This window comes from Streptomyces sp. NPDC101132, from assembly GCF_044759225.1.
Taxonomy (GTDB): Bacteria; Actinomycetota; Actinomycetes; order Streptomycetales; family Streptomycetaceae; genus Streptomyces.
Window position 1 is genome coordinate 1 of record NZ_JBIVYX010000015.1, and the last position, 24,219, is coordinate 24,219.

The following is a 24,219-nucleotide window of genomic DNA, read 5'->3' on the forward strand; positions in this document are numbered from 1 at the left end:
CTGCGCTCGGCAGGGCTTGGCTTAACCGCCTCGCTGCGCTCGGCGGGTCGGCTTCGCTTCGCTCCACCGGGCGGGCTTCGCTTCGCTCCGCCCTAGGCAGGCGGCGCAGCCGCCTGCCTAGGCCCGCTTTGCGGGCGGCTAGCAGCAACGGGAGACCCCGGCGCAAGCAGCCACGCTCCCGCGGTTTCTATGCGCTGCGCGCATAGAAAGAAGTGCTCCGCCGGTGCGCCTTGCTCGCTGCCCTGCCAGCCCAGCCGGGCTGGTCACGGGTCCCTTCGCGCTGCGCGCGAAGGGGAGACCGGCCTCGCTGCGCTCGGCCGAGGCTCCCTCGGAGGCTTGCCCCCTCCGCTTCGCTCCGGGGGCAGTGAACCGCCTCGCCGCGCTCAGCGGGGCTGGGCTTCGCCCAGCCAAAGCCAGCCTGTGCCGGAGTCCTCCGCTGCGCTTCGGCCAAGCACGTAGTGCTTGGCAGGGAAATCCTCGCTTTGCTCGGGGCCCTTCGGGCCGGTGCGCCTTGCTCACTGCCCGACCAGCCTGACCAGCCGAGTTGGTCGGCTCCCTCAGCTTCGCTCCGGGGCAGCGAGCCGCCTCGCTGCGCTCGGTTCGGCGGGGCTCGGCTTCGCCTTTGCTCTGTGACCTGCGGTGGAGGCGCTTCGCGCCTCCACCGGACGGGCTTCGCTTCGCTCCGCCTTAGCAGGCAGCTGCGCAGCCTGCTAAGCCCGCTTCGCGGGCAGCCAGCAGCAACGGGAGACCCAGGCGATAGCCACGCTCCCCCGGTCCTCATACGCTGCGCGCATGGGAGAGAACTGCTTCGCTGCGCTCAGCGGGGCTATGGGTTTCACCCAGCCAAAGCCGGCCCTTCAGGCCGGAAGTCCTCCGCTGCGCTCCGGACACAGCGCATAACAGGGAAACCCTCGGGCTCGGGCGAGATCTCGCCCTGCTCCCGCGCTTCACTGCAGGAACCACCCAGCCCAAGCCGGGCTGATTCAGGTTCCTTCGCGCTGCACACGGAAGGAAAGACTGCCTTCGCTGCGCTAGGCCGAGGCCCCTTCGAAGCCATGCCCCCTCCGCTTTGCTCCGGGGCAATGAACCCCCTCGCTAAGCTCGGCGGGGCTGGCTCTGCCGAGTCAGAGCCAGCCCCTTCGGCGCCGGGGTCTTCCGCTTCGCTCCGGACCGGAGGGGTTCCGCTTCGCTACACCCCAAGGACCTGACTTCGCCAGGCCCCGGACCTTTCCCACCCAGAAAAAACCTCGTTTCACAAGGGTCCAGGCCTTCGGCCTGTTAGCTGGGTCCGCTTCGCTTCACGCAACTGGGCGGACTCAGAAGAGCGCCGCATTTCCCGAGCAGACCACGCGCGGTGACCTCGTGAAACAAGGCCCAGGCCTTTGGGTTTGCTGCGTGGGTGCGCTTCGCTTCCCCATGTAGCCCTTGAGAACCGTCTCCAGGACCAGCTCACTCCTCGGGCAGCCAATATGCGAGCGGCAGCCATGTGGGGGCAAGTTCGTCCCAGGTGTGGTCGCGCAGCCTTCAAGGAGATGGTTCTGAGTGTGGTTGGTAGGGGCTGGGGGTTAACGGCGTTAATGGGGGTGCTTCAAAGTGTTGTGCGGATTAGGACTGGGGGTGCTGGCGATCGCTTGGCTTTTTTCGGGGGGTGGGTTGTGTGGGTTTGGGGAGTTATGGGGGAGACGGTTTGCCGGGGGGCGGCATATAGAGGGTACGGAGATGTGTTTGCGCAGGTCAGGGGGGGTGCGGGGGGAGAGTTGTGTCCCCTCAGGAGGGACATATCTCGTGCGTTGTGTCCCTGGTGGGGGGACACAACGGCTTCAAAACGTCGGTCTCGCTGACGGTATTTGGGGTAAAACGTCGGCCTGGCTGACGTTTTTGGGGAGATGTGTGCGTGAACTGGTTGGTGGGGTGGTGGGGTTGACGGAGTGTCGGGAGAAGGATCCGGCCGAGGGTGGCCGAGATGTGTCCCTCGTGGGGGGACATAAGACACGCCGAACGTCAATGAGGGTGACATGTATGTCGTCCTGGTTGACATACTGCTCTCGTAGATCAACGAAGTGGAGAGCAGCCCGTGACATCCGAGCCGCAGCGCCGCCGGCCGAGTCCGGCGCGGGCACCGCGTCCTGATCTCCCCGTTGATGACGCCATCTCAGCGTGGAGTCAGCCGCTGGCGCCCGTGCGGGATTTGGACGGCCTGGCGAAGCGTTACCCGAGTCGGAAGCTCACGCTGGAGGGTGAGCGGAAGCCGCTGGAGTTCTACGGGACTGCTGCTCAGCCGAACGCGTTCTCGATGGACAGCCTCGAGTTCTTTCTGGTGATCGCGCAGTACTTCCGGGAAGCGCTGCCCCTGCGGCTCATCCTGCTGCTCATTGCGTGCCAGCGGGCGGGGGGGCGGATTCCGCTTACCCAGGAGGAGATGGCTACCATCCTGGACGTCAGTCGGACGAAGACGTCCGAGGCGTTGCACACCATCATGTCTCACGGAATCGTCTTCAAGGTGAGGCGGGGTGTGTACCAGTTCAACCCGCCCTACAGTTACCGAGTGGCAGAGTTCATCCCGGGTACGGAGACAACGGGTGAGTTCGTGAAGGTGGAGCAGCACAGCACCATCTCGAAGATTCGCGGCGACGCGAGCCTTCCGGAACTGGTGCGGTTCCCGTCGCTGGATCACATGCGGCAGGCCATCGAGGAACTGCGGGCTGAACGGGCCAAAGAGCGCGCTGCGCGGCGGCTGAGCCGGTCGCGGCGCACAGAAGAAGGGACGGCTCTGTGAGCACCTTGCGATTCGCTGCGGTCAATGCCGACGGGCTCCTCTCCGACCTCGACCTGCCGCCGGCCTCGTACCGCGTGCTGCTGAAGCTGCGGTCGCTCAGCGAGCCCGGTGGGCGGATCCTGATCGACCAGGCGACGATCGGCGGGCTGCTGGAGCTGAGCCGGCCGAGCGTGAACGCGGCGCTGCGGAGCCTGGAGCTCGCGAAGCTCGTGCGCAAGGTGCGGAACGGGGTGTACCAGATCAACCCGATGCTGGCCGGGTACAACTCGTTCGAGGACGCCGTGGCCGCGGTGAACGCCATGCCGGTCGAGGACCGCCTGGACGTGCGCGGGTACGTCGAGAGCTACCACCGGGCGGTGGCGGCGTACCAGGACCAGCTGGCGGAGCAGCGGAAGAAGCGGGCCGCGCAGGCCGCTGCGAAGAAGGCGGCGGAGAGCAAGCGTCGGAGGACGCTGCACGCCGTGGGGTAGGTCTCTCAGAAGTCGAGTTCGATGTAGTCGATGTCCGTGAACTCGACCAGGAGGCCGGCGGCTCGGGAGCCGTGGTCCTTGAAGTAGAGCTCCTGGAGGCCCTCGGCCGCGATGCGCTGGAGGGCTGCTTCGTTGGCGCCCGCCTCCTGGGCGGCGAAGAGGCGGCCCGCGTACTCCGGGGGCAGGTGCTGGGTGATGCGGCGCATGCGGCCGTCGTCCGTGGTGCCGGGGGCGGCGGTGAAGCCGAAGCGGGCGCGGGTCTCGATGACCAGGCCGGTCTGGGTGGCCGCGCGGGCGCGGGCACGCTTGCGGACGAGGGGCTGCCAGCGGCGGCGTACTTCGGCTTCCAGGCGGGCTGCCAGGGCCGGCTTGGGCTGCTTGATCTGGTTCCTGAGGTAGCGCTCCACCGTGCGCTGGGAGATGCCCAGGAGGGCTGCGGCTTCTCGGGTCGACTTGAGCTGCTTGACCAGGAAGCGCATCTGGGCGCCTGCCGACTTCGGGATCGGGCGCGTGAAGTGCTGTTCGTCCGCGCGGGTGATGCTGTCGTCGATGGACATCGGGGGTGGCTACTCTCCGTCGGCCGCTGCGTCGTGGCCCTTGATGTGGCGGGCGGGGTTGTGGCGCTCGTCGAGCATCTGGACGGCCCAGAGGAGCGGTTGGGTGCCTTCGTGCTTGACCATGCCGGGGCTGACGCCCAGGCGGAAGCCGCCGGGCAGGGGCTTTCCCTCGGGGGTGTGGGGCAGGAAGTCCAGCGGGCTCGGGCCGTCCGAGAGGTAGACCGCGCAGTCGGAGAGCACCGCGATGGGGTGGAGGTCGGCGTGCTGGGCGAGCTTGAGCATCTTGCGGTGCATGTTCACGCGGGCCGTTGAGATGACGGCGGCGCGGATGTCGGGGCGCCAGGTGGGGCGTTCGAGGGCCGGCCAGGGCTCGCCGGGGCGGTAGCCGAGGCCCTGGGGGCGTTCGCGGAGCTTGCCGATGCCGCCCTTGACGGTGGCCTTGATGGCGGACAGGACGTGGGCGAGGGGCTCGTCGTGGGCCTTGTGGACCGCCATGGCGTCGAGGAACTGGGCCTCCGTGAGGTCCTTCGTGACGCCCAGGTCGGCCATCGTGGCGAGGTACGCGTCGCGGAGGCGGGTGTACCAGGGATCGAGGTACGCGGTGGCTCCGGAGCGGAGGTAGGCCTCGATGGGCCGGACCTCGTGGCCCAGCTCGGCGGCGTAGGCGAGGGTGGGGGTCGCGTACCAGGCGGGGCCGGTGGGGCGTCCGCCGTGGGGCGTGAAGGGGCTCGGGAGGCGGGGGTCAAGCTCGATGCCGGAGAGGTCGGCCAGCCAGCTGCCGGGGGTCTTCGGGTCGAAGCGGGGGGCCGTGGTGTGGACGGCCGGGCCGGTGCCGATGGTGAGCCGGTTCGCGGCCGCGGCGAAGGCCATGTTGACGTCGATGCCCACGGCGTGGGTGCGGGCGCACTCGGCGTCGGTGAGGAGTTCGGGGTCGCGGATCCAGTCATAGGCCTCTTCGTCGAGGACCTGGTCCGGGGTGCGCTGGTGGGCGCGCGGGTAGAGGGCGGCGACGACGGGGTGCTCGTCGGGGGCCTCCGGGGGTGCGGGGTCGACCGGGGCCGTGAGGGAACCGGGGACGGGGGAGGAGACCCAGCTGACCGTGCCGTCGGGGTTCTCCTGTTTGGCTGCCCGGGTGGGCGGGCGGAGTGCCGTCATCAGTTCCAGGCCGGAGACGGCGGTGGAGCCGCGGGGGGTGAGGACGCGGGCCGCGTACGTACCGAGGACGCGGGCGATCTCGGGAGCGGGGAGCGTGTCGGTGTCGCCCCAGGCGCGGGGGTCCAGGGCGCCCCAGGGGAGGACCGCCAGCTGGACGCAGGCGCGCCTGCCCTTGTCGGCGGGGCGGTAGACGCGGGCCCAGGGGCCGAAGCCGCGGCGGGTGAGCTGCCACTTGGCCTTCGTGAGGGCCTTGACCGCGGGGTGGTTGTCGGGGAGGCGGAGGCCTCGGCGGTCTTCGAGGGTGTCGGGCAGGCCGAAGCGGTGGGCGGCCTCGGCGGTGAGGACGAGGAGGGGGTCGGCGTCCTTGCCGTTGGGGTGGAGGCGGGGGGCGCCGAGGCCGGTTTCCAGGGCCCAGGTGATGAGGGAGGGGAGATCCTGGGCGGGGCAGTCGAGGAGGAGGCCGTGGGGGGCGTGGGCCGTGCCGGTTCCGTCCAGGACGGCCAGGGGGGCGGGGGTGGTGGGGGCCGTCGTGGGGGTGCGGGTGGGGGTGGCCGGCTTGCGGGGCTGGGCCCCTGCTCGTTCCTTGCCGGGATCGGGGGTGTCGGCCGTGGGCGCCGTGAGGCGCTGCGTGGGCTGGGGGGTTTGCCGGGTGGGGGCCGGCTCGGGGGTGGAGACGTGCGGCGGTGCCTGGTCCGTGGTCTCGGGGGTGGGGCCGGTCGGAGTGGGCGCCGGTGTGTCCGCGGGGGTGGGCGTGGGTGCCTGCGCTGGGGCGGGTTCCGGGGTGGGGTGGAGGGTGGCCAGGCCGTCCAGGAGGCGGATGTACGCCGCGCGCTTGGGAGGGCGTGGGTCGGTGCGGCCGGTCTCCCAGGACGTGACGGTCTCCCGGCGTACGGACAGGGCCTTCGCGATCTGGTCCTGGCTGAGGCCCGCCGCTTCCCGGAGGCGCTTGCGCTCGTCCGGGTGGGGGAGGGCGTCCTGGGCCGCCGCCTCTTCGAGGAGGGCGTCCACGGCTGCGAAGAGCTTGTCCTGTTCGTGCTGCACCTGATCACCCTAGCTTGGAACGCACTGCTGAACGCACATGAAACGCACGTGGGGGCGTTAACGCCGTTAACGGCGTCAACGCCCCCACGTGCTCAGGAGAGGCGGGCCGAGAGGAGTTCGGCGACCCTGGCCAGGTCGGAAGGGGCGAGGGTCGTCGTGAGGGCTTCGACGATGGCCTCGGGGGTGGGGGTCGGGGTGGGCAGGGTGAGGGCGGTGGGGGCGGTGGGGGCGGTGGGGGCAGGAGGCGGCGCGGTGGGGCGGGTGCGCTGGCGCGGGGGATTAACGGCGTTAACGGTCTCCGCTGCCGCTGCCGCCTGTTCCTCCTGGGGGAGGCGGCCGATGCGGCGGGCCGGCTCCACCTTGAGTTCGCCCGTCTCCACCTTCTCCTGCAGGGGCGGGGTGAGGTTGAGGAGGGCCAGGCGCTGGGAGACCCAGGCGGGGGTCTTGCCCAGGCGCTTGGCGACCTTGGCCTGGGAGCCGTGGACGTCGACCAGCTCCTGGAGGGCGCGGGCCTGGTCCATGGGGGCCACGTCGACGCGGTGGACGTTCGCGATGAGGGCGGATTCGAGGATGTCCGCGGCGCTGGTCGCGAGGGAGTCGTTCACGTGGATGTGCATGCTCGTCAGGCCGGCGAGCTGGGCGGCCGCGAGGCGCCGGTTGCCGTCGATGACGACGTACGGGGCGCGGCCGAGGCCTTCGAGCTGGCCCGGGTGCGCCTCCATGAACGCCATGCGGGTCGCGACGGCGAGGGGCTGGAGCTGGCCCCGTACGCGGAGGGACTCCGCCATCTCCTCGATCTCGGTGAGTTCCTCGCGGAGGTTGAAGGGGTTGTGCGTCAGGGCCTCGATGGGGACCTCGGAGGGCGGGATGACGCCGGAGGTGGGGGCGCCGGTCGCCTCCGCGATGGCCGCGCGGCGGGAGCTGACGTTCACCGGCTGGGCCCGGGCGAAGGAGGCCGAGGCGCCGAGCTTGTCTGCCTTGCTCATGAGATCTCCCGGGCGAGGGCGCGGAGTACGACGGCCTGGTCGCCCTTGGGCGCGTACACGAAGAGGGGCTGCTTCACGCGGACCGCTTCGCGCTGCTCCTTGAGGTCCGGGACGATGGCGACGACGCGCGGATCCTTTATGTCCATCCAGGCCTGGAGGGAGCTGGTGGCGATGAAGCCGCGGCGGCCGTCGTAGAGGTTCACGACCAGGCCGAGGTAGTCGATGTCGAGGCTCAGGTCGTCGCGCAGGTCGTTGATCTGGGAGGTGAGGAGGTCGTACGCGTCGGCGGACGAGTCCTCGGCCTGTACGACGATCAGCGCGCCGGAGGCGCCAGGCTGCTCGGCGGGGCGGCGGCGGCCGTAGTAGATGGCCGCGTCCATGCTCAGGCCGAGGCTCGGGGGGCAGTCGACGAGGATGACGTCGTACTCCGACTCCAGGGGGGCGAGGGCGCGTTCGAGGGCGGCCTCGCGGGCCCGGACGGTGGAGAGGCGGACGTCCAGGAGGAAGGCGTCGGTGCAGGAGGGGAGGAGGTGGAGGCGGTCGCCGAAGCGCCCGTCCTCGATGGAGACGACCAGGTCCTGGAGCGGGCCCGAGCCCTCGCCGGCCATGTGGCGGGTCAGGCTGTCGCCGCCGATGGGGAGCGGGTCGTGTCCGAGCTGCTTGGTGAGGTGGCCCTGGGGGTCGAAGTCGACGAGCAGGACGCGCAGTCCGAGGCCGGGCAGGTCCTCGCGGTCGACGGCCGGGTCGTCCTCGTTCTGGAGGGCGAGCTGGCGGGCGATGCGGACCGGGTGGAGGGTGTTGGGGTCCTCGGCGAGTGCCTCGCCCGTGCCGGCGGTGATGGCGGTCTTGCCGACGCCGCCCTTCTGGTTGCACACGACGATGCGGCGCACGACGGACGGGCGCTGGACGCTGGGGGCCGGGTTCTTCTCCAGCCAGAGCTGGACCGACTGGGCGAGCCCCTGGATGAGGGAGACGCCGCGGTGCTTGGCGTCGGCGCGGAAGGCGTCCCACTGGCCGGCGGGGAGCCAGGTGGAGAACGACTCGGCCCCCGAGGTGTCGACCGGCGAGGGGGTGGAGGCCAGGGAGCTCCAGTCCGCGATGCCCTGGTGGACGGCGTCCTGGATGTCGACGCCGAGTTGGGCGGTGCGGATCTTCAGCTCCTGGCGGAGCCACGGGGTGAGCTTGGAGACGACCTTGTCGCGGTCGGGCGGGGACGAGGGCGAAGTCATGGGAGGGACTTTACTAACGTTCTGGCGTGTGGGGGGAGCTGACACGCCATTTTGCTAACGAAGTTCGAGGGTGGTGCGAGGTGGGGGCGTTAACGCCGTTAATGGTCCTGGGGATTGGAGAGGGGGGCGTTAACGGCGTTAACGAGTGGAATCTTTGATTCCGGTTGGTCGTGCGAGGGCCGCGTTGCGACCGCGGGGGAGGTGCCGGTGGGGGCGGGGAGCGTTAACGGCGTTAACGGTGCTTCGGGTCAGCCTTCCTGGATGGGGGTGGCCGGCCGGGCGGTGCGGTGGGCGTCGGTGGCGTCGGCGGTGCGGGCCTCGGTGCGGTGGGCACGGGCCAGGTAGTCGCGGGCGATGAGTTCGACGGCGTCCTGGGGGTTGGTCGTACCGGACAGCAGCATCAGTTCGATCGCCAGATCGGCGTCGAGGGAGACGGTCACCTTGGCCATGGCTGCTCCTTCATCGGTGGGCTGGTGCGCAGCTTAGGTCGTGGGGCCGGGAACGCCGACGGGGCGGCGCACTCCGACCGGTGTCGGTGTACGCCGCCCTCGGTGCGACGGGGTGCGGGAGCCGGCCCGCGTGGTCATCGCGGCTACTTCGGGTCGCGGTTGAACGTGGAGGTCGACCAGAAGTAGCCGAGTACCGCGAGTCCGAGGCACCAGGCGACGGCGAGCCAGCCGTTGTGGCCGATCTCGGTGCCGAGCAGCAGGCCGCGCAGGGTCTCGATGGCGGGCGTGAAGGGCTGGTACTCGGCGATCGGCTGGAACCAGCCGGGCATCGAGTGGACGGGGGTGAAGGCGCTGGAGAGGAGCGGGAGCAGGATCAGCGGCATCGCGTTGTTGCTGGCGGCCTCGGCGTTGGGGCTGACCAGACCCATGCCGACGGCGATCCAGGTGAGCGCCAGGGCGAAGAGTACGAGGAGCCCGAACGCAGCCAGCCACTCCAGGGCGGTGGCGTCGGTGGACCGGAAGCCGATGGCCACGCCGACGGCGCCCACGAGGACGACGCTGGCGACGGACTGCAGGACGCTGCCGACGACGTGGCCGACGAGCACGGAGGGGCGGTGGATGGCCATCGTGCGGAAGCGGGCGATGATCCCCTCGTTCATGTCGTTGGCGACGGACACGGCGGTACCGATCACGGTGCTGCCGATGGTCATCAGCAGCAAGCCCGGGACGACGTACGCGATGTAGGCGGAGCGGTCCGCGCCGCCGCCGCCGATGCCCGCGCTCATCGCGTCGCCGAAGATGTAGACGAAGAGCAGCAACAGCATGATCGGCGTGAGCAGCAGGTTGAGGGTGAGCGACGGATAGCGCCGGGCGTGCAGCAGGTTGCGGCGCAGCATCGTGGACGAGTCGCGTACGGCGAGGGAGAGCCGGGACGGGCGGGCGGGGGTCTGCACGGTGCTCATCGGGCGGTCTCCTTGGACTGGTGGGGGACGGCGGCGCTGTCGGTCAGGGCGAAGAACACGTCGTCGAGGTCGGGCGTGTGCACGGTCAGTTCGTCCGCCTCGACGCCGGCGGCGTCCAGCAGGTCGAGGACGGAACGCAGTGCGCGCTGGGTGCCGTCGCTGGGGATCTGCAGGGACAGGGCCTCGTCGTCGCGTTGGACGTGGGGCAGGGCGGAGGCGGCGTTCCGGTACGCGGACGGGTCGGCGAAGCGGAGCCGGACGTGGCCGCCGGGGATCAGGCGCTTGAGCTCTTCGGCGGTGCCTTCGGCGACGATCCTGCCGCCGTTGAGCACGGCGATGCGGTCGGCGAGTTCGTCGGCCTCCTCCAGGTACTGGGTGGTGAGGAAGACGGTGACGCCGTCGGAGACGAGCTCGCGGATGATCTGCCACATGTTGTGGCGGGAGCGGGGGTCGAGCCCCGTGGTGGGCTCGTCGAGGAAGATGATCCGGGGAGTGCCGACCAGGGTCATGGCGATGTCCAGGCGGCGCTTCATGCCGCCGGAGTAGGTGGAGGCGGGCTTCTTCGCGGCCTCGGTGAGGTCGAAGCGCTCCAGCAGCTCGGCGGCCACCCGCCGTCCTTCGCTCTTGGACAGGTGGTGCAGGTCCGCCATGAGGAGCATGTTCTCCTCGCCGGTGATCAGGCCGTCGACGGCGGAGAACTGCCCGGTGACACCGATCGCGGCGCGGACCGCCTGCGGGTGGGCGGTGAGGTCGTGGCCGCCGACGCGGATCTCGCCGGAGCCGGGGCCGGGGGAGACCAGGGTGGAGAGGATCTTCACGGCGGTGGTCTTGCCGGCGCCGTTCGGGCCGAGCAGGGAGAAGATCGTGCCTTCCGGGACGGTCAGGTCGACGCCGTCCAGCACGACCTTGTCGCCGTAGGACTTGCGCAGTCCGTTCGCCGTGATGGCCGGGGTGGTCATGGGGTGTGCTCCTTCGAAGGCTGCCGGTCGGGGATCGGGTGTCAGAGGGTGCGGGCGGTGATGTCGCCGTACGAGGTGGTGGCCTGGATGTCGAGTGCGGGCGTGCCGTCGTTCTCGAGGGCGTTGCTGACGCGGCCGTAGCCGGTGCCGGCGTCGAGGGAGGCGGAGACGCCGCGGGCGGCGGTGACCGAGATGTCACCGGACTGGGTGCGCAGCACGACGGTGCCGCCCAGGGCCTCGGCGATCCGGATGTCGCCGCGTGCGGTGCTGATCTGTGCGGGGCCGCCGAGCCGGCCGATCTCGACGTCGCCGTCGGTGGCGGTGAGGCGGAGGCTCGCGGCCTCGTCGATCTTGATCTGGCGGTACGCGCCCTCGAAGGCCACGTCGCCCAGGCGCCCGACGCCGCGGAGTTCGGCGGCGGCCGTCTTCGCCTCGACGTGGGAGTCGGCGGGGAGCCGGACGGTGACCTCCAGGGAACCGGTGGGGCCGAAGAGCTTGTTCTCGGCGGCCGGGGCCGTGATCCGCAGGACGCCGTCGGAGAAGGTGACGGTGGTCTGCTCGGCGGCCTTGGCGTCGCGGCTCTTGGCGGGGTTGGCCGGCAGGACCTCGACGGTGGTCTCGGCGCGGTCGGCGGCGATGAACTGGATCCGGCCGGCCGGGATGTCGAGAACGGCGGAGATCGGGGCGGAGGTGGCGAACTTCTGCATCGGGCTTTCCTTCGGCTCGTTGTTTCTGATGATGGAAAGCTACGTTGCGTTCGAAGATTCTTCAATGACTTCGTTGCGAAGGATTGCTGTTATCGCAGGTCAGATACTAGAAATCGTTGCAATGGCAGGGTCTTCAATGCAACAGTCGGGACGCATTGCGTTGCAATGGACTGTGGGTGAACGCTATAGTGGGCGTGCCAAGCAGAGACGAAGGAGATCGCAATGCCGGGAGGCAGGCTCACTCAGCAGGACCGCCAGCAGATCGCGCTGGGACTGGCCGACGGCCTCGCCTACGCGGAGATCGCCAGGCGCCTCGACCGCCCGACCTCGACGGTCACCCGCGAGGTGATGCGCAACGGCGGGCCCACCGGCTACCGCGCCGACCTCGCCCACCGCGCCACCGAACGCCGCGCCCACCGGCGCAGGCAGGCCGCGCCCCGCAGCGGGGCGGAGGCGGTGCCGCAGGCCTACGGGCGCGACTCCGAGGCCGTGCGCGAGTACGAGGAGATGTTCACGACGCTGATGATGGCTCAGGGTCTGCCCAAGATGATGTCCCGGGTGCTGACCTGCCTCTACACCACCGACGAGGGCAGCCTCACCGCGTCCGAGCTCGTCCAGCGCCTCCAGGTCAGCCCTGCGTCCATCTCCAAGGCGGTCGCGTTCCTGGAGAGCCAGGGCCTCATCAGCCGGGAGCGCGACGAGCGCCGCCGCGAGCGCTACTTCGTCGACGACGACGTCTGGTACCAGTCGATGGTCGCCAGCGCCCGGGGGAGCGCCCAGCTCGCCGACGCCGCACGGCAGGGCGTCGGCATCCTCGGTCCGGGCACCCCGGCCGCCATCCGCCTGGAGAACATCGCCCGCTTCGTCGACTTCGTCACCGAGAGCATCACCCGCGCCGCGGAGCAGGCCCGCGAGGTCCTCCACACCAAGCCCAGGACGCCCTCGGACGACGCTGCCGGACCGGGTGCGGACCGCGGCTAGCCGGCCGGGCGGTGCGGCTGAGGTCGCCCGCGGCCTGAGCGGCGGCACGGAAACGCACGAGGATCCTTCGAGGCGTGCCACAGGCTCACTTGAGGATCCGTCGAGCCGTACCGCAGGCGCACCTGAGGGTCACTCATCCCCGCTGGTCAGAGGCGTGGGCGTGCCTGTGCTCGAAAGTGTTTCGCCGTTCGCCGGTCACATCGGCGGGGCGGGATCCGTCAGTGTGGTGACGACGGAGAACACCGCTTAGGGAGCACCTTATGAAGGCTCGTATGACGAACCCCGCCAAGGTTCTGCCGGATGCCATGGCCGGCATCCAGAACCTCTACAAGGCCATGTACCAGGGCGGCGTCGACCCGCAGACGCTGGAGCTGGTGCACCTCCGCGCGAGCCAGATCAACGGCTGCAGCGCCTGTGTCCACGCGGCCGCCACGGGTGCCAAGAAGGCCGGGGAGACCGACGACCGTCTGCACGCCGTCGCCGCCTGGCGCGAGGCGCCGTTCTTCTCGGACGCCGAGCGTGCCGCCCTGGCGCTGGCCGAGGCCGCCACCCGGCTCGCCGACCGCAGCGGGGAGGGCGTGCCGGACGAGGTCTGGGACGCGGCCACCGACCACTACACGGAGCAGCAGCTCGCCGCGCTCATCCTCATGATCGCGACGACGAACTTCTTCAACCGACTGAACGTCACCATCCAGGAGCCCGCGGGCCAGAACTGGGGCTAGGCCTGCTGAAGGTCCTCTCACGGGGCCGTCCGGTCGTGGACCGGGCGGCCCCGTCCGCGTACCCGGCTCCGGGCCCCCGCGGCGCTCAGGCACACGCAAACGGCCGTCCCTCCCGCTCCGTGGCCGGAGCAGGAGGGACGGCCGCTCACGTCGTCCCGGGTGGATCCGCGGTCAGCGGACGGACGACCCTGACGTCAGACCAGCACGTCGGAGGTGGACGGCGCCTCGGACCGGCTCCTCGCCGGCTCGGCCGGTGCCGTCTCCGGAACCGTCAGACCCGGCTTCCAGATGCGCGGACCCAGGTCCAGGGCCAGCGCCGGAACCAGCAGGCTGCGTACCAGGAACGTGTCGAGCAGGATGCCGACCGCGACCAGCAGGCCCTGCTGCAGCGCGCTCACCGTCGGGATCGCCGCGAGGACGAGGAACGTGGCGGCCAGCACCACGCCCGCCGAGGTGATCACCCCGCCGGTGACCGTCACCGCGGTGAGGATGCCCTCGCGGTGGCCGCGCAGCGCCACCTCCTCGCGGGCCCGGGTCATCATGAAGATGGTGTAGTCGATGCCCAGTGCGACGAGGAAGATGAAGCCGAAGAGCACCAGCCCGCGGTCGATCTTCGCGTGGTCGAGCGCGTGGAACAGCAGGGAGGCCGTACCGACGGCCGCCCCGAAGGACAGCACCACGGACACGAGCAGCAGCACCGAGGCGATGGCCGCCCGCAGCAGCACGAGGAGCATCACCAGGACCACGGCGAGGATCAGCGGGATGAGCAGCGCCTCCTCGTCACCCTGGGCCTCGGAGACGTCGAGGGCCACCGCGGTCTGCCCGCCGACGACCGCGTCGGCCGCCGGGCCCTCGGAGTCGTCCAGGGCCGTCCTGATGTCCCGGACGGTGTCCTTGGCGGCCGCGGAGTCCGGCGCGTCGCGCAGCACCGCGGTCAGGTGCGTCCAGCCGTCCTTGGCCGCCTGGGTGTTCACGGAGGACACGCCGGGCACCTTGGCGACGGTGGCGGCCGCGGCCTCGGCCCCGGCGTCGGGGACGTAGACGTCCGCCGGAGCCGAGGAGCCGGCCGGGAAGTGCTTGGCCAGGACCTGCTGGCCGGTGACCGAGCCGACCTTGTTGGTGAACTGCTCGGCCTGCGTCTGGCCGGTCTGGACGCTGAAGAGGCCCAGCGTCATGAGGCCCAGCACCAGCGCCGTGCCGATCCACACCGCGCGCGGGCGCCGGCCCACGGCAGAGGCGATCTTGGCCCACTTGCCGTGCCCCTGCGCCGAGTTCGGGTCGTAGCCCGGGGTGACGCGCGGCTTGACCGGCCAGAACACCCAGCGGCCCAGGATCACGAGCAGCGCCGGCAGCAGCGAGGTCATGGCGAAGAACACCACGACCACACCGATGGCGACGACCGGGCCCAGCCCCTTGGTGCTGTTCATGCTGCCGAACACCAGGCACAGCGTGGCGATCGCCACGGTCGCCGCGGAGGCGGCCAGCGCCGGCAGCGAGCCGTTGACGGCCAGCGCCATCGCGGTGTGGCGGTCCTCGGTGCGGTGCAGCTCCTCCCGGTAGCGGGCGATGAGCAGCAGGGCGTAGTCGGTGCCGACACCGACGGCCAGGACCATCAGGACGTAGGCGCTCTGGCCGTTGACGACCAGGCCCGCGTGCTTGGCGAGCAGGTAGACCACGCCGCTGGCGACCTGGCTGGCCAGGCCCACGGTGATCAGCGGGATCAGCCACAGCACCGGGCTGCGGTAGGTGATGAGCAGGAGCAGCGCCACCACGCCGAGCGCTGCACCCATGAGGGCGCCGTCCATGCCGGAGTAGACGTCGGCGAAGTCGGCGATGCTGCCGGCCTCACCGGTGATCTTGACGTCCAGGCCGGCGGGGAGGCCGTCGGAGGTGATCTTGCCGACCTCCTTCACCCCGTCGGTGAGCACCTTGACGTCGCTGGGCGAGGTGCGCAGCGGGACGCTGACGAAGGCCGCGACCTTGTCCTCGGAGACCACGGCGGGGGACACCTGGCCGGCGGCCACCTCGCCGAGACGGCCCCGGTCGCCGTCGATCCTGGACAGGTCGGCCTGGGTGAGGCCGCCTTCGCGGGCGTAGACGATGACGGCGGAGCTGGAGTCCTTGTCGGCGAAGTGCTCCTCGGCGAGCTGGACCGCCTTGGTGGACTGGGCGCTGGACGGAAGCCAGGTCTCGGGGTCGTTGTCCTGTACGTCGGCCAGGCCGGCGGCCAGCGAGCCACCGATGCCCATGAGCAGGAGCCACAGCACGAGCACGACCCACTTGGAGCGCCGGCCGGCGACGAAGGCGGCGTATCGGCTCGCAACGGTGGGGGAGGTAGCGGGCGGTAGGTCCGAATTCGTTGGAGATGGTGCCGGGGTCTGGGTCGTCATGGATATCTCGCTGAGGGTGTCAGGAGCCGTGGAGCGGGGGCTCGGACGGGACTGTTACACAAGGTTCTTCACAGCGGGGTGGAGTCCCGATCGAGCGCAGCTCGAGCTGGCCGGAACCCTGGTGCCCGGGCCCCGCGAGGGGTGTTCCGGTGGCTGATTCCTTCTGTGGAGCCCGCGGTGGGCGGCCGTGTGTGCGGGTGCCGCGCACGGGTACGGCGTACGTGGATACGGGATGCGCACACCAGTTCTTGATGAGGGGGCCCGGCGGGCGGGGGCCGGGGCGGGCGGGTTCGTCCGCTTGTTCGCCCACGGGCCCGGAGGCGGGGGAGGGGGCGGCGCCGGCGGGGCTCTGACCTGCGAAGGGGCGGGGGCAGCGACCGAAGCGACCGAGGCCGTGGGTTTTCGTACAAACGCTCGGAGAGGGCTCGGTGTGGGGTGCAGGGCCGCTTGAGTCGCTGCCAGCGACCGAAGGAGCGTCGGTCGCTGCGGGTCGGAGGGGGTCGGAGCGGGGGTTCCGGGGGTCCCGAGGGGTGGGGGAGCGGCTCAGCGACTGAAGAAGAGCGACTGAAGGTGACTTGGGTCGCTGTGAGTCGCTTGGAGAAAGGCCAGGTCAGAGCATGTGTGGGGGGTGATTAGCGACTGAAGCGACTGAAGGGTCGGGTATATGAAGCGCAACGCACGTGTGTGCGCGTGTGCGTGCGCGTGCGCCTGTGCGCGTCATATATTCAGTCGCTGAGTCGCTTGAGTCGCTGTTTGGGTGGGTGGAGTGGCTTTGACCTGCGGTTTTGGGCAGCTACTGAGGGAGCGACCGAAAGTGCTTGAGTCGCTGGGGGCGGGTGGCTTCAGTCGCTGAGTCGCTGCGCGACCCTGGTGGCTCTCGTGGCTCCAGATGCTCTCTTCCGCGGATGACCTTCGCTAAGGTATGTCCGTCGTTGAGTCGCTTGGGTCGCTGCGGGGGATGGGCATGGCTTCTGAGCTGCGGGATTCGCGCAGCGACTCAGGGCGGCCGTCGAACGGAGGAACGGATTCCGGGTCTCGCCGCGACCGGGTCCGCCCGGCGGGCCGTACTCCTGGGCAGCCTTTGGCCACGGCTCGGTGGTGTGCCAGCAAGGGCTGGCCGGTGCACCCGCTCTCGCCCGGCCGGAAGACGCCCGCCGGGAACTGCGAGGCCTGCCGGGCTCCCGGGCACACCTCCAAGGACTGCGGCTGCCTGCGGGCCGGCCGCTGGTGCCACGGGTTCCACGCGGCCACCCTGGACTTCTCGCGCATCGAGCAGTGGTGGGGCGCCCACCCCGGGCTCGGCGTCGGGATCGCCTGCGGACCGGCCGGGCTCGTCGTGATCGACATCGACGCGCACGAGCAGCCGCTGCCCGCCCGGGACCGCCTGCTGCCGGGCATCCCGGTGGCGGAAGGCGTCGACCTCCAGGGCCTGGCCAACGGCTTCCACACGCTCGGCGTGCTGGCCGCGCTGCGGGGCGAGACGTCCCCGGCGCAGGACACCGGCACGCTGCGGGTCCGCACGCCCTCCGGGGGCCTGCACGTCTGGTACCGGGCCAATCCGGGCCACCGCTGGCAGTGTTCGGCCGGGTCGTCCGGCTCCACGCGCGCGCTCGCCTGGCAGGTCGACGTACGGGCCCACGGCGGCTACATCATCGCCCCGGGCACCGTGACCGAGGCCGGGACGTACGAGCCGCTGGGCCCCGTCAGGGAGCCGGCGCCGCTGCCGCCCTGGCTGGCCAGGGAACTGGAGCGCACCGGACACCTGCCGCCCGCACACGTCCCCACGCCGCGCCCCGTGCCGCCGCGGGCCCAGCAGGCCGTCGTGGCCGCGGGCGGCGGTGGCGGGCGCGGTGCGGCCGGCCGGGTCCTGGGCGCCGTGCTCCAGGAGGTGGCGGCCTGCGCCGCCGTGCCCGAAGGGGCGGCGTTCTCCGAGAAGCTCAACCGGGCCGCGTACACCGCGGGCGGGCTGGTCGCCGCCGGGCTGCTGCAGCCCGCCGAGGCGGAGCGGGTGCTGAGGGACGCGGCGGAGCACGCCCGGCCCGGACAGGAACGGCGCTGCGGCGCGATCATCCGCAGCGGGCTGAGCGCGGGCTCCCACCGCCCGCTGACCCCGGGGGGCCGCCTGTGACCACCAACCGCCACAAGCGCCTGTCGGAGGCGCGGCTGGACGCCCCGGACGAGCCCTTCGGCGACGTCTTCGAAGGGCCCCTGGACCACGCCTCCGTGACGGAGGCCCACCCCGGGCCGTCCGTGCCCGGGGACGTGCCGGCCGCCGGACTGTTCGGTGAGGAGGTGTCCGTGGGCTTCCCGGACGACGGGCCGGACGGTGCCCCGGCGGGGGGCGGAGCCGTACAGGAGGTGCTCGTCGGCTTCGACCCGCAGGCGGTGGCCGCCCAGATCCTGGCGCACACGGCCGCTGTGCCCGCTCAGGGGGCCGTGGGGGCCTCGGGGGCCGTGGCGGTCGCGGTGGGGCCCGTGAGGGTCTCAGAGGGGCACACAGGGCCTCAGGGGGCCGGGGAGGTGACCGCGGACGGGCTGCTGCCGGACACGCTGACCGACCGCGGCAACGCGAAGCTGTTCGTCAAGCTGTACGCCAACGACTACCGGCACGTGCCGGGCCTCGGCTGGTACCGCTGGGACTCCACCCGCTGGCAGATCGACGAGGACGACACCATCCTGTGGGCCGCCGGCGACCTGGCCGAGTCCATCGCCACCCAGGACCCGCGCGGCCTGCACACGCCCGCGTCCCTCCAGCAGCACCGCCGCCGGGCCCTCAGCACCAGCGGCATCAACGCCATGCTCGTCCAGGCCAAGTCGGCCCCGGGCATGGTGCTGAACGCCTCGCGCCTGGACGCCGACCCGTACGCCCTCTGTACGCCGGCCGGGATCGTCGACCTCCGCACCGGGCGGATCAGACCTCCCGAGCCCACCAGGGACTTCCACTCGCGGTCCACGACGGCACCGCCGCAGCCGATGCCGACCCCGCGCTGGAACCGGTTCCTGACCGACACCTTCGGGGACGGCGCCGAGGGCGCCGAGATGACCGGCTTCCTGCAGCTGCTGCTCGGGTACTCGGTCACCGGGGACGTCGGCGCGCAGGTCATGCCGTTCCTGTTCGGTTCCGGCAAGAACGGCAAGTCCGTGCTGCTGGACGTGCTGATCAAGCTGCTCGGCGACTACGCGGACGCCGCGCCCCCCGGCTTCCTGATGGCACGGCCGTACGAGGGCCACCCGACCGACCTCGCGGAGCTCCACGGCCGCCGGGTCATCGTGTGCTCCGAGGTCAAGCCGGGGGACCGGTTCGACGAGGCGCGGGTCAAGCTGCTCACGGGCGGCGACCGCATCAAGGCACGGCGGATGCGGCAGGACTTCTTCAGCTTCGAGCCCACGCACAAGCTGTGGCTGCTCGGCAACCACCGGCCCGAGGTGGGCACCGGCGGCTTCGCCTTCTGGCGGCGCATGCGGCTGATCCCGTTCGAGCGGGTCGTCTCCGACGACCGCAAGATCGACAACCTGGCGGACATCCTCGTCACCGAGGAGGGTCCGGGCATCCTGAACTGGCTGATCGAGGGCGCGCGCCGCTACCTGGGCGGCGACCGGGACCTCAGCGGGCCCGAGCGGGTGAGGATCGCCACGACCGCGTACGCCGAGACGGAGGACCACACCGGGCGGTTCCTGGGGGAGCTGTGCCGGATCGATCCGGAGCTGAGGGCGGAGCAGGCCCAGCTCTACGCGGCGTATCGCAGCTGGTGCCAGAATGAGGGCGCCCCGGCGATTTCCTCCCGGGCCTTCGCGGCACGCGTCCGCGAGGTGGTGGGGCTGGAGTCTCCCAAGGAGATGATCCTGTCCAACCAGCGCAAGTACTACCCGGGCATCGGCCTGCTCGCGCACGAGGAGACAGCATGAGCGCTCTCATCGGCGAGGACGAGATCAGACACGAGATCGACCTCGTCTGGCTCGAGGACATCAGCCGGCTCGACTACGTCCGCCAGAGCCTGGACCGGCTGCCGACGCGGCGCGGCAAGCCCGCCTACCACCGCGACGGGCGGATGGTCGGGTACGCGCTGCTGGGCCCGGGGGCCAAGCCGTCGCGCTCCTCGGGCACCTTCCGGCGCCGGGTGTTCTGGCTGCTGCCGCACGACCGGGACACCGACCCGGAGGGGCTGTACGCCACGGGCGCGCCGGCCGAGGCCGTGGACGCGGGAACGCTGGCGCCCGGCAGCAAGGGGCGCAAGACGGAGCGGTCCGAGGGCGGGCCGCTGCGCTCGGCGGTGGCCCGGCAGCTGCCGGCCTGAGCCGAGGCGCCGCCGGTACGCGGGGCACGCCCCCGGGAGCCCGACGGCACCGCCCGCGTTCCCGCGCGGGTAGCCGCCGGCGCGGTGCTCCGGGCGGCGCGGTCAGCCGGCGGTGCCGCCCGCGGCGACCGGGACGCCCGGCGCCAGGGTGGTGCCCGGGCCGTCCCACTCGTCCGGTGCCTCGACGCGCAGGTGCCGCGCGGTGTTCGGCGCCACCAGCAGCGGCAGCAGCAGGCTCCACAGGGCGGACACCCGGCGCCGGAGTTCGGCGTACACCATGCCGGTGCCCGACATGACCTCGATCCCGCAGGCCGCCGCGGCGACCAGCGACTCGGCCTTCTCCCAGCCCAGGTCCGGCCGGAGTTCCCCGGCGTCGCGGGCCTGGCGCAGCAGGGTGCACACCATCGCTATCCAGGTCCGGTGGAAGTCCGCCAGGTGCGGCTGCCGGCCGGTGCACTCCTTGGTGATGCGGAAGCTGGCGGAGATCGCGGCCTCCTCGTGGAGGCCGCGGGCCAGCCAGTGCGTCGTGTCGACGAGCGACTGGAGGGGGCTGTTGCCGGCCTCGCGCAGGGCGCGGACGGAGTCGTCGAGCATGGTGCGGCCGCGCTCCTGCACAGCCTCGGCCAGTTCGTCCTTGGAGGCGAAGTGGAAGTACAGGGCCCCCTTGGTCACGCCGGCGGCCAGGGCGATCTCGCCGAGGGTCGCGTTGGCGTAGCCGTTGCGGCGGAACAGCTCCGCTCCGGCGTTGACGAGCCTGCGGCGGGTCCGTTCCGACCTTTCCTGCACCGCGTTGCCTCCTCGGACCGGGGTCCGGCCCGAGGGGCGGCCGGACGTGCGGTTGCTCATGCGGTTGGTCGTCATGCTCCGGCTCTGGTTCGTGCGGTTCCGCGTCGAACCGCTCTGGGTCGAGCCGCTCCCGGAGGGCGGCTCAGGGCAGGTCCCGGGCCCGTGCCCGGGTGATGGCTGGCTGCGGTGGCGGGCGTCAGCCCACGCGGGCGAGCCGCTCTCCGCGGGTCTCCGCCGGTTCGGCGGGGCCCTCGGGGCCGGCCATGAGGATGGAGCGCTGCAGGCGGCGGAGGGCCGCCGAGGGCTCCAGGCCCAGTTCGCGGACGAGCGTGCCGCGCAGCCGCTGGTATGCGTCGAGGGCCTCGCCGCGGCGGCCGGAGCGGTGCAGGGCCAGCATGAACTGGCCGTGCAGGCTCTCGTGGGTGAGGTAGCGGCTCGCCAGCACGGTGAGCTCCGCGAGCAGTTCGCGGTGGCGGCCCAGCCGCAGGTCGGCCTCGATGCGCTGGTCGAGGGCGCAGAGCCGGATCTCCTCCAGGCGCCGGGTCTCCATGTCCAGCTGGATGCCGCCCTGGACGTCGGCGAACGCCGGCCCGGACCACAGCGACAGCGCCTCCCGCAGCAGGCGGGCCGCGCCGGGGAAGTCCCCGGCGTCCATGGCCCGGTAGCCCATGCCCGCGAGCCGGTCGAACTCGCGGACGTCGCTGGTGCCGCCGCCGCTGTTGAGCAGGTAGCCGCCCGGGAGGGTGACCAGCACGTCCTTGGCCGTGCGCCGCCGCGCCGGGACCGTGCCGGGGCGCGCCGGGGCGTCCTCGGCGTCCGTCCCGGGCCCGGGGTCGGCGTGCTCCAGGGCGGTGGCGATGAGGGAGCGCAGCTGGAGGACGTACGTCTGCAGGGTGGTACGGGCGCTGCGCGGCGGCTCGCCCGCCCACAGCTCCTCGATCAGCGCGGAGACCGGGACGACCTGGTCCGCGTGGAGCGCCAGGAGCGCCAGAACCTGCCTGGGCTTGGGGGCGGTCGGCGTGATGGAGATTCCGTTCTCCCGCACCGACAGTGCGCCCAGTACTGCGATGTCCACGCCGTACTCCCCTTGTCCGTGGATGTGACCAGCACTGGGACCGAGTAAAAAACAGGCCCGGCGGTTTGTCAATACCAAACCGGCTTGGCTGTTTGCCGGTCACGGGACTGGTCAAACCTCGTCAGAAACCGCTCTGAGCTGGGATTTTGATGGGTCGTCGAGCGGTCAGGGCATGCAAAACGGCCCCTCGGCGGAGAGCCGAGGGGCCGTCAAAACCGACTTTCTGGCGACCAAACAAGACCGGTGGGTCTGTACGGTCGGGTCGTTCAGGAGAGCACGGGCTCCGCCCTCAGCTGCTCCGCCTCCGCCACCACGCGGGCCCCGCGGTCGGGTGCGATGTCCAGCCGGGCGAGGACGGCGGGGGTGGCGATGCTGGGGACGATGTGCTGGTAGACGCCCGCGACCCGGAACTCGATGTCGTCCCGGTCGGTCAGGGTCTGGGAGTAGACCTGGGCCCCCGTCCAGCAGGCGGAGATGATCCAGGCCGTCTCCGCCGGGTCGACGTGGGGGAGCAGCTCGCCCTGTTCCTTGGCCTGCACGAGGAGTTGCTCGGTGAACTCGATCCAGCCCGGGACCGACCCGCCGCCGAATATCTCGCGCATGTCGGGCCCGAGGGAGAGCCGCGCGCCCGCGCTGAGCATGGGTTCGCGCTTCATCCGGTACGCCAGGACCAGGGCCACGTCGACGAGTTCCTGGAGCTTGCTGGCTCTCGGCGGCACGCCGGCCTCGCCGAACTGCTCGTCCAGGACGCCCTGGGCCAGTTCCTGCTTGGAGGAGAAGTGGAAGTACAGGGCGCCTTTGGTGACGCCCGCCCGCGACAGGATGTCCGAGATCGTCGCCGCTTCGTAGCCGCGCTCGTCGAACACCGCCGCCGCCGCTTCCAAGATCGCGCGACGCGTACGAACCGCACGCTCCTGACGTGCCACGGTGCCTCCGATGTTCCAAGGGCCAGTGTGGGTCGATCCTGAGCGCAGACCGATGTCCCCTCTATAAAACCAACCAGAAGGTCCGTATTTTATCAAGCGTTGGAGATCACACCTCGATCTCAACATCGTTCCGCGAAGCGTCACCCAGGGTTACCGGAAGCTCCAGCAGGCCGTTGGAGATGAAGGATTCGACCTTCGCCGGCCGCCGCCCGGGGGCGGCCAGGGCCAGCTCCGGGAAACGGGCGAACAGCGCGGCCACGCTGACCGAGGCCTCCAGCCGGGCGAGCGTCGCGCCGAGGCAGTAGTGCGTCCCGAAGCCGAGCGACATGTGGTCCCCCCGGGTGGGCCGGGTGATGTCGAAGACGGCGGCGTCCTCGCCGTGCACCTCCGGGTCGCGGCCGGCCGAGGCGAACGACACCACGATCGCGTCCCCCTTGGGGATGACCGCGTTCCCCGCGTCGATGTCCTCGACCGCGAAGCGCAGGAACCCGTACGCCGCGGGCGGCTCGAAGCGCAGGGTCTCCTCGATCACGTCCTCCCAGGAGGCCGCGCCCGAGAGGACCAGGCCGAGCTGGGCGCGGTGGGTCAGCAGCTGGTGGACGGCGCTGGAGATCAGGTTGACCGAGGTCTCGTACCCCGCGGTGAATAGCAGGATCAGGTTGTCGACCAGCTCCTTCTCCGACAGGCGCGCGCCGCTCTCGTCGTCCCGGGCCGCGATCATCCCGGTCGTCAGGTCGTCGGCGGGGTGGGCCCGCTTGTGGGCGACCAGGTCGGCCATCGTCTCGTAGAGGTCGATCGCGTTCTGCTGGGCGTCCTCGACGGAGATGCCGGTGTCGAAGAACCCCTTGATGATCTTGTGGAGCATCGCCCACGAGCTCTCCGGAATCCCGAACAGCTCGAACATCACTCGAGTCGGGACCTGGTGGGCGAAGGTCGCCCGCAGGTCGACCGGGTCCGCCGGGGGGAGCGCGGCCAGTTCGTCGAGCACCTCGGCGGCGACCTGCTCGATGCGCGGTCGCAGGGCGGCGACCCGGCGCGCGGTGAAGGCCAGGGCGGCCAGCTTGCGCAGCCGCGTGTGCTCGGCCCCGTAGGCCGTGATCATGTTCTGCACCGACACCCAGATGGACAGCGGCCACTCCGGACCGACCTCGCCGCTGATCCACGCGGGCCAGTGCCGGTACGCGTCCTTCGAGACCCGCGGGTCGACCAGCAGCCTGCGCAGCGCCGCGTGTCCGGCCACCGCCCAGGCCGGCACCCCGCCCGGCAGGACCACCCTCGTGGCGGGGCCGAGCTCCCGGAGCAGAGCCGCCTCACCGTGCGGATCCCGGCCTGACGGATCGATGGATATCGGGCACTGACGGATCATCGGTTCTCCAGGCTGTCGGCGGTGGGGAGTCGCCGAACGGCAACGGAGACCCCCATGGTGCAAACCGCCTGGACGGTTTTGCTCAATCCGTCGGCGGAACCAAGTCTGGCATCCCCACAGGCTCCCCGCCACCAGCTCCCGTCCCAGGTCGCAAGCCCTGTCGGGCAGCCGAAAGGGCAGTGCCGGCTGGCGTGTCTCCGCCCCCTGGTGCGGGTGGGTGCCGAGACCGGAATACCGCTTGCCGCTTGAGGCTTGGGCGCATGGGCCCGCTGTGGCCGCGGCCGCCCGAACTCCCCTGTCGGAGGCTGGAATCCGCCCCTCCTCCGGCGATCACCGCGTGTGTTGACGGTGTGATGTCCGGGTGAAAGACGACCCTCGGAGAGCCTT

At 71.2% G+C, this 24,219-nt stretch carries 20 protein-coding genes; 7 read left to right on the forward strand and 13 right to left on the reverse strand.

All coding sequences use genetic code 11. The features are described 5' to 3' along the window. Positions 1 to 2,074: 2,074 nt before the first annotated feature. Positions 2,075 to 2,776, forward strand: coding sequence for a hypothetical protein (locus tag ACIQUR_RS28695; protein WP_403670197.1), 702 nt, complete (start codon positions 2,075 to 2,077; stop codon positions 2,774 to 2,776). After that, complete coding sequence (locus ACIQUR_RS28700; RefSeq protein ID WP_403670200.1) at positions 2,773 to 3,246, forward strand: MarR family transcriptional regulator; 474 nt, start codon at positions 2,773 to 2,775, stop codon at positions 3,244 to 3,246. The genes ACIQUR_RS28695 and ACIQUR_RS28700 overlap by 4 nt, the downstream gene beginning before the upstream one ends. A gap of 5 nt (positions 3,247 to 3,251) precedes the next feature. On the opposite strand, the gene tpg is transcribed toward ACIQUR_RS28700, so the two are convergent. The 8 genes from tpg to ACIQUR_RS28740 all read right to left on the reverse strand — a co-directional run bounded on the left by tpg (position 3,252) and on the right by ACIQUR_RS28740 (position 11,291). Continuing rightward, positions 3,252 to 3,803: a telomere-protecting terminal protein Tpg gene (gene tpg, locus ACIQUR_RS28705; RefSeq protein WP_403670203.1), complete on the reverse strand. Its 552-nt coding sequence runs from the start codon at positions 3,801 to 3,803 to the stop codon at positions 3,252 to 3,254. Between the two features lie 9 nt (positions 3,804 to 3,812). Then, the gene (tap, locus tag ACIQUR_RS28710; RefSeq protein ID WP_403670206.1) at positions 3,813 to 5,999 is read right to left on the reverse strand and encodes a telomere-associated protein Tap; all 2,187 of its coding nucleotides are present in this window, start codon (positions 5,997 to 5,999) and stop codon (positions 3,813 to 3,815) included. Positions 6,000 to 6,091: 92 nt separating this feature from the next. Next, positions 6,092 to 6,985, reverse strand: coding sequence for a ParB/RepB/Spo0J family partition protein (locus ACIQUR_RS28715; RefSeq protein ID WP_403670208.1), 894 nt, complete (start codon positions 6,983 to 6,985; stop codon positions 6,092 to 6,094). Further along, positions 6,982 to 8,214: a ParA family protein gene (locus ACIQUR_RS28720; protein ID WP_403670210.1), complete on the reverse strand. Its 1,233-nt coding sequence runs from the start codon at positions 8,212 to 8,214 to the stop codon at positions 6,982 to 6,984. The genes ACIQUR_RS28715 and ACIQUR_RS28720 overlap by 4 nt, the downstream gene beginning before the upstream one ends. 248 nt (positions 8,215 to 8,462) lie before the next feature. Continuing rightward, on the reverse strand, positions 8,463 to 8,663 hold the full coding sequence (locus tag ACIQUR_RS28725; protein WP_403670212.1) for a hypothetical protein: 201 nt from the start codon (positions 8,661 to 8,663) through the stop codon (positions 8,463 to 8,465). Between the two features lie 143 nt (positions 8,664 to 8,806). Continuing rightward, on the reverse strand, positions 8,807 to 9,625 hold the full coding sequence (locus tag ACIQUR_RS28730; protein WP_403670215.1) for an ABC transporter permease: 819 nt from the start codon (positions 9,623 to 9,625) through the stop codon (positions 8,807 to 8,809). After that, complete coding sequence (locus tag ACIQUR_RS28735; protein ID WP_403670218.1) at positions 9,622 to 10,584, reverse strand: ATP-binding cassette domain-containing protein; 963 nt, start codon at positions 10,582 to 10,584, stop codon at positions 9,622 to 9,624. The genes ACIQUR_RS28730 and ACIQUR_RS28735 overlap by 4 nt, the downstream gene beginning before the upstream one ends. A 41-nt stretch (positions 10,585 to 10,625) precedes the next feature. Continuing rightward, the gene (locus tag ACIQUR_RS28740) at positions 10,626 to 11,291 is read right to left on the reverse strand and encodes a DUF4097 family beta strand repeat-containing protein (RefSeq protein ID WP_403670221.1); all 666 of its coding nucleotides are present in this window, start codon (positions 11,289 to 11,291) and stop codon (positions 10,626 to 10,628) included. A gap of 222 nt (positions 11,292 to 11,513) precedes the next feature. Here ACIQUR_RS28740 and ACIQUR_RS28745 point away from each other — a divergent pair, with 222 nt between their 5' ends. Continuing rightward, positions 11,514 to 12,272 carry a helix-turn-helix domain-containing protein gene (locus tag ACIQUR_RS28745; protein WP_403670223.1) on the forward strand — a complete coding sequence of 253 codons (759 nt, stop codon included), beginning with the start codon at positions 11,514 to 11,516 and terminating at the stop codon, positions 12,270 to 12,272. A gap of 260 nt (positions 12,273 to 12,532) precedes the next feature. Then, entirely contained in the window at positions 12,533 to 12,994 is a 462-nt protein-coding gene (locus ACIQUR_RS28750; protein ID WP_403670226.1) for a carboxymuconolactone decarboxylase family protein, read from the forward strand. 194 nt (positions 12,995 to 13,188) lie between these two features. Here ACIQUR_RS28750 and ACIQUR_RS28755 read toward each other — a convergent pair whose 3' ends face one another. Continuing rightward, positions 13,189 to 15,267: an MMPL family transporter gene (locus tag ACIQUR_RS28755; RefSeq protein ID WP_403670229.1), complete on the reverse strand. Its 2,079-nt coding sequence runs from the start codon at positions 15,265 to 15,267 to the stop codon at positions 13,189 to 13,191. Between the two features lie 1,237 nt (positions 15,268 to 16,504). Between ACIQUR_RS28755 and ACIQUR_RS28760 the strand changes: the two genes are divergently transcribed. The 3 genes from ACIQUR_RS28760 to ACIQUR_RS28770 all read left to right on the forward strand — a co-directional run bounded on the left by ACIQUR_RS28760 (position 16,505) and on the right by ACIQUR_RS28770 (position 19,679). Further along, positions 16,505 to 17,512: a bifunctional DNA primase/polymerase gene (locus tag ACIQUR_RS28760; RefSeq protein ID WP_403670231.1), complete on the forward strand. Its 1,008-nt coding sequence runs from the start codon at positions 16,505 to 16,507 to the stop codon at positions 17,510 to 17,512. Positions 17,513 to 17,859: 347 nt separating this feature from the next. Beyond that, the gene (locus ACIQUR_RS28765) at positions 17,860 to 19,290 is read left to right on the forward strand and encodes a phage/plasmid primase, P4 family (RefSeq protein WP_403670655.1); all 1,431 of its coding nucleotides are present in this window, start codon (positions 17,860 to 17,862) and stop codon (positions 19,288 to 19,290) included. Beyond that, positions 19,287 to 19,679 (forward strand): DUF6009 family protein, encoded by a 393-nt coding sequence (locus tag ACIQUR_RS28770; protein ID WP_403670234.1) that lies wholly within the window; start codon positions 19,287 to 19,289, stop codon positions 19,677 to 19,679. Before ACIQUR_RS28765 ends, ACIQUR_RS28770 begins: the two co-directional genes overlap by 4 nt. 102 nt (positions 19,680 to 19,781) lie before the next feature. Here the strand turns inward: ACIQUR_RS28770 and ACIQUR_RS28775 are convergent, their stop codons facing one another. The 4 genes from ACIQUR_RS28775 to ACIQUR_RS28790 all read right to left on the reverse strand — a co-directional run bounded on the left by ACIQUR_RS28775 (position 19,782) and on the right by ACIQUR_RS28790 (position 23,832). Beyond that, on the reverse strand, positions 19,782 to 20,465 hold the full coding sequence (locus tag ACIQUR_RS28775; RefSeq protein ID WP_403670236.1) for a ScbR family autoregulator-binding transcription factor: 684 nt from the start codon (positions 20,463 to 20,465) through the stop codon (positions 19,782 to 19,784). A 196-nt stretch (positions 20,466 to 20,661) separates the two neighbouring features. Next, positions 20,662 to 21,540 carry a BTAD domain-containing putative transcriptional regulator gene (locus tag ACIQUR_RS28780; protein WP_403670238.1) on the reverse strand — a complete coding sequence of 293 codons (879 nt, stop codon included), beginning with the start codon at positions 21,538 to 21,540 and terminating at the stop codon, positions 20,662 to 20,664. A gap of 266 nt (positions 21,541 to 21,806) precedes the next feature. Beyond that, the gene (locus ACIQUR_RS28785) at positions 21,807 to 22,466 is read right to left on the reverse strand and encodes a ScbR family autoregulator-binding transcription factor (RefSeq protein WP_403670241.1); all 660 of its coding nucleotides are present in this window, start codon (positions 22,464 to 22,466) and stop codon (positions 21,807 to 21,809) included. A 106-nt stretch (positions 22,467 to 22,572) separates the two neighbouring features. Then, the gene (locus ACIQUR_RS28790; RefSeq protein WP_403670244.1) at positions 22,573 to 23,832 is read right to left on the reverse strand and encodes a cytochrome P450; all 1,260 of its coding nucleotides are present in this window, start codon (positions 23,830 to 23,832) and stop codon (positions 22,573 to 22,575) included. Positions 23,833 to 24,219: the final 387 nt, after the last annotated feature.

Bases quoted from the DNA above. Each gene is read 5' to 3' on its own strand.
- tpg (WP_403670203.1), bottom strand. From the start codon at position 3,803: ATGTCCATCGACGACAGCATCACCCGCGCGGACGAACAGCACTTCACG.
- ACIQUR_RS28715 (WP_403670208.1), bottom strand. From the start codon at position 6,985: ATGAGCAAGGCAGACAAGCTCGGCGCCTCGGCCTCCTTCGCCCGGGCC.
- ACIQUR_RS28720 (WP_403670210.1), bottom strand. From the start codon at position 8,214: ATGACTTCGCCCTCGTCCCCGCCCGACCGCGACAAGGTCGTCTCCAAG.
- ACIQUR_RS28725 (WP_403670212.1), bottom strand. From the start codon at position 8,663: ATGGCCAAGGTGACCGTCTCCCTCGACGCCGATCTGGCGATCGAACTG.
- ACIQUR_RS28730 (WP_403670215.1), bottom strand. From the start codon at position 9,625: ATGAGCACCGTGCAGACCCCCGCCCGCCCGTCCCGGCTCTCCCTCGCC.
- ACIQUR_RS28735 (WP_403670218.1), bottom strand. From the start codon at position 10,584: ATGACCACCCCGGCCATCACGGCGAACGGACTGCGCAAGTCCTACGGC.
- ACIQUR_RS28740 (WP_403670221.1), bottom strand. From the start codon at position 11,291: ATGCAGAAGTTCGCCACCTCCGCCCCGATCTCCGCCGTTCTCGACATC.
- ACIQUR_RS28745 (WP_403670223.1), top strand. From the start codon at position 11,514: ATGCCGGGAGGCAGGCTCACTCAGCAGGACCGCCAGCAGATCGCGCTG.
- ACIQUR_RS28750 (WP_403670226.1), top strand. From the start codon at position 12,533: ATGAAGGCTCGTATGACGAACCCCGCCAAGGTTCTGCCGGATGCCATG.
- ACIQUR_RS28770 (WP_403670234.1), top strand. From the start codon at position 19,287: ATGAGCGCTCTCATCGGCGAGGACGAGATCAGACACGAGATCGACCTC.
- ACIQUR_RS28790 (WP_403670244.1), bottom strand. From the start codon at position 23,832: ATGATCCGTCAGTGCCCGATATCCATCGATCCGTCAGGCCGGGATCCG.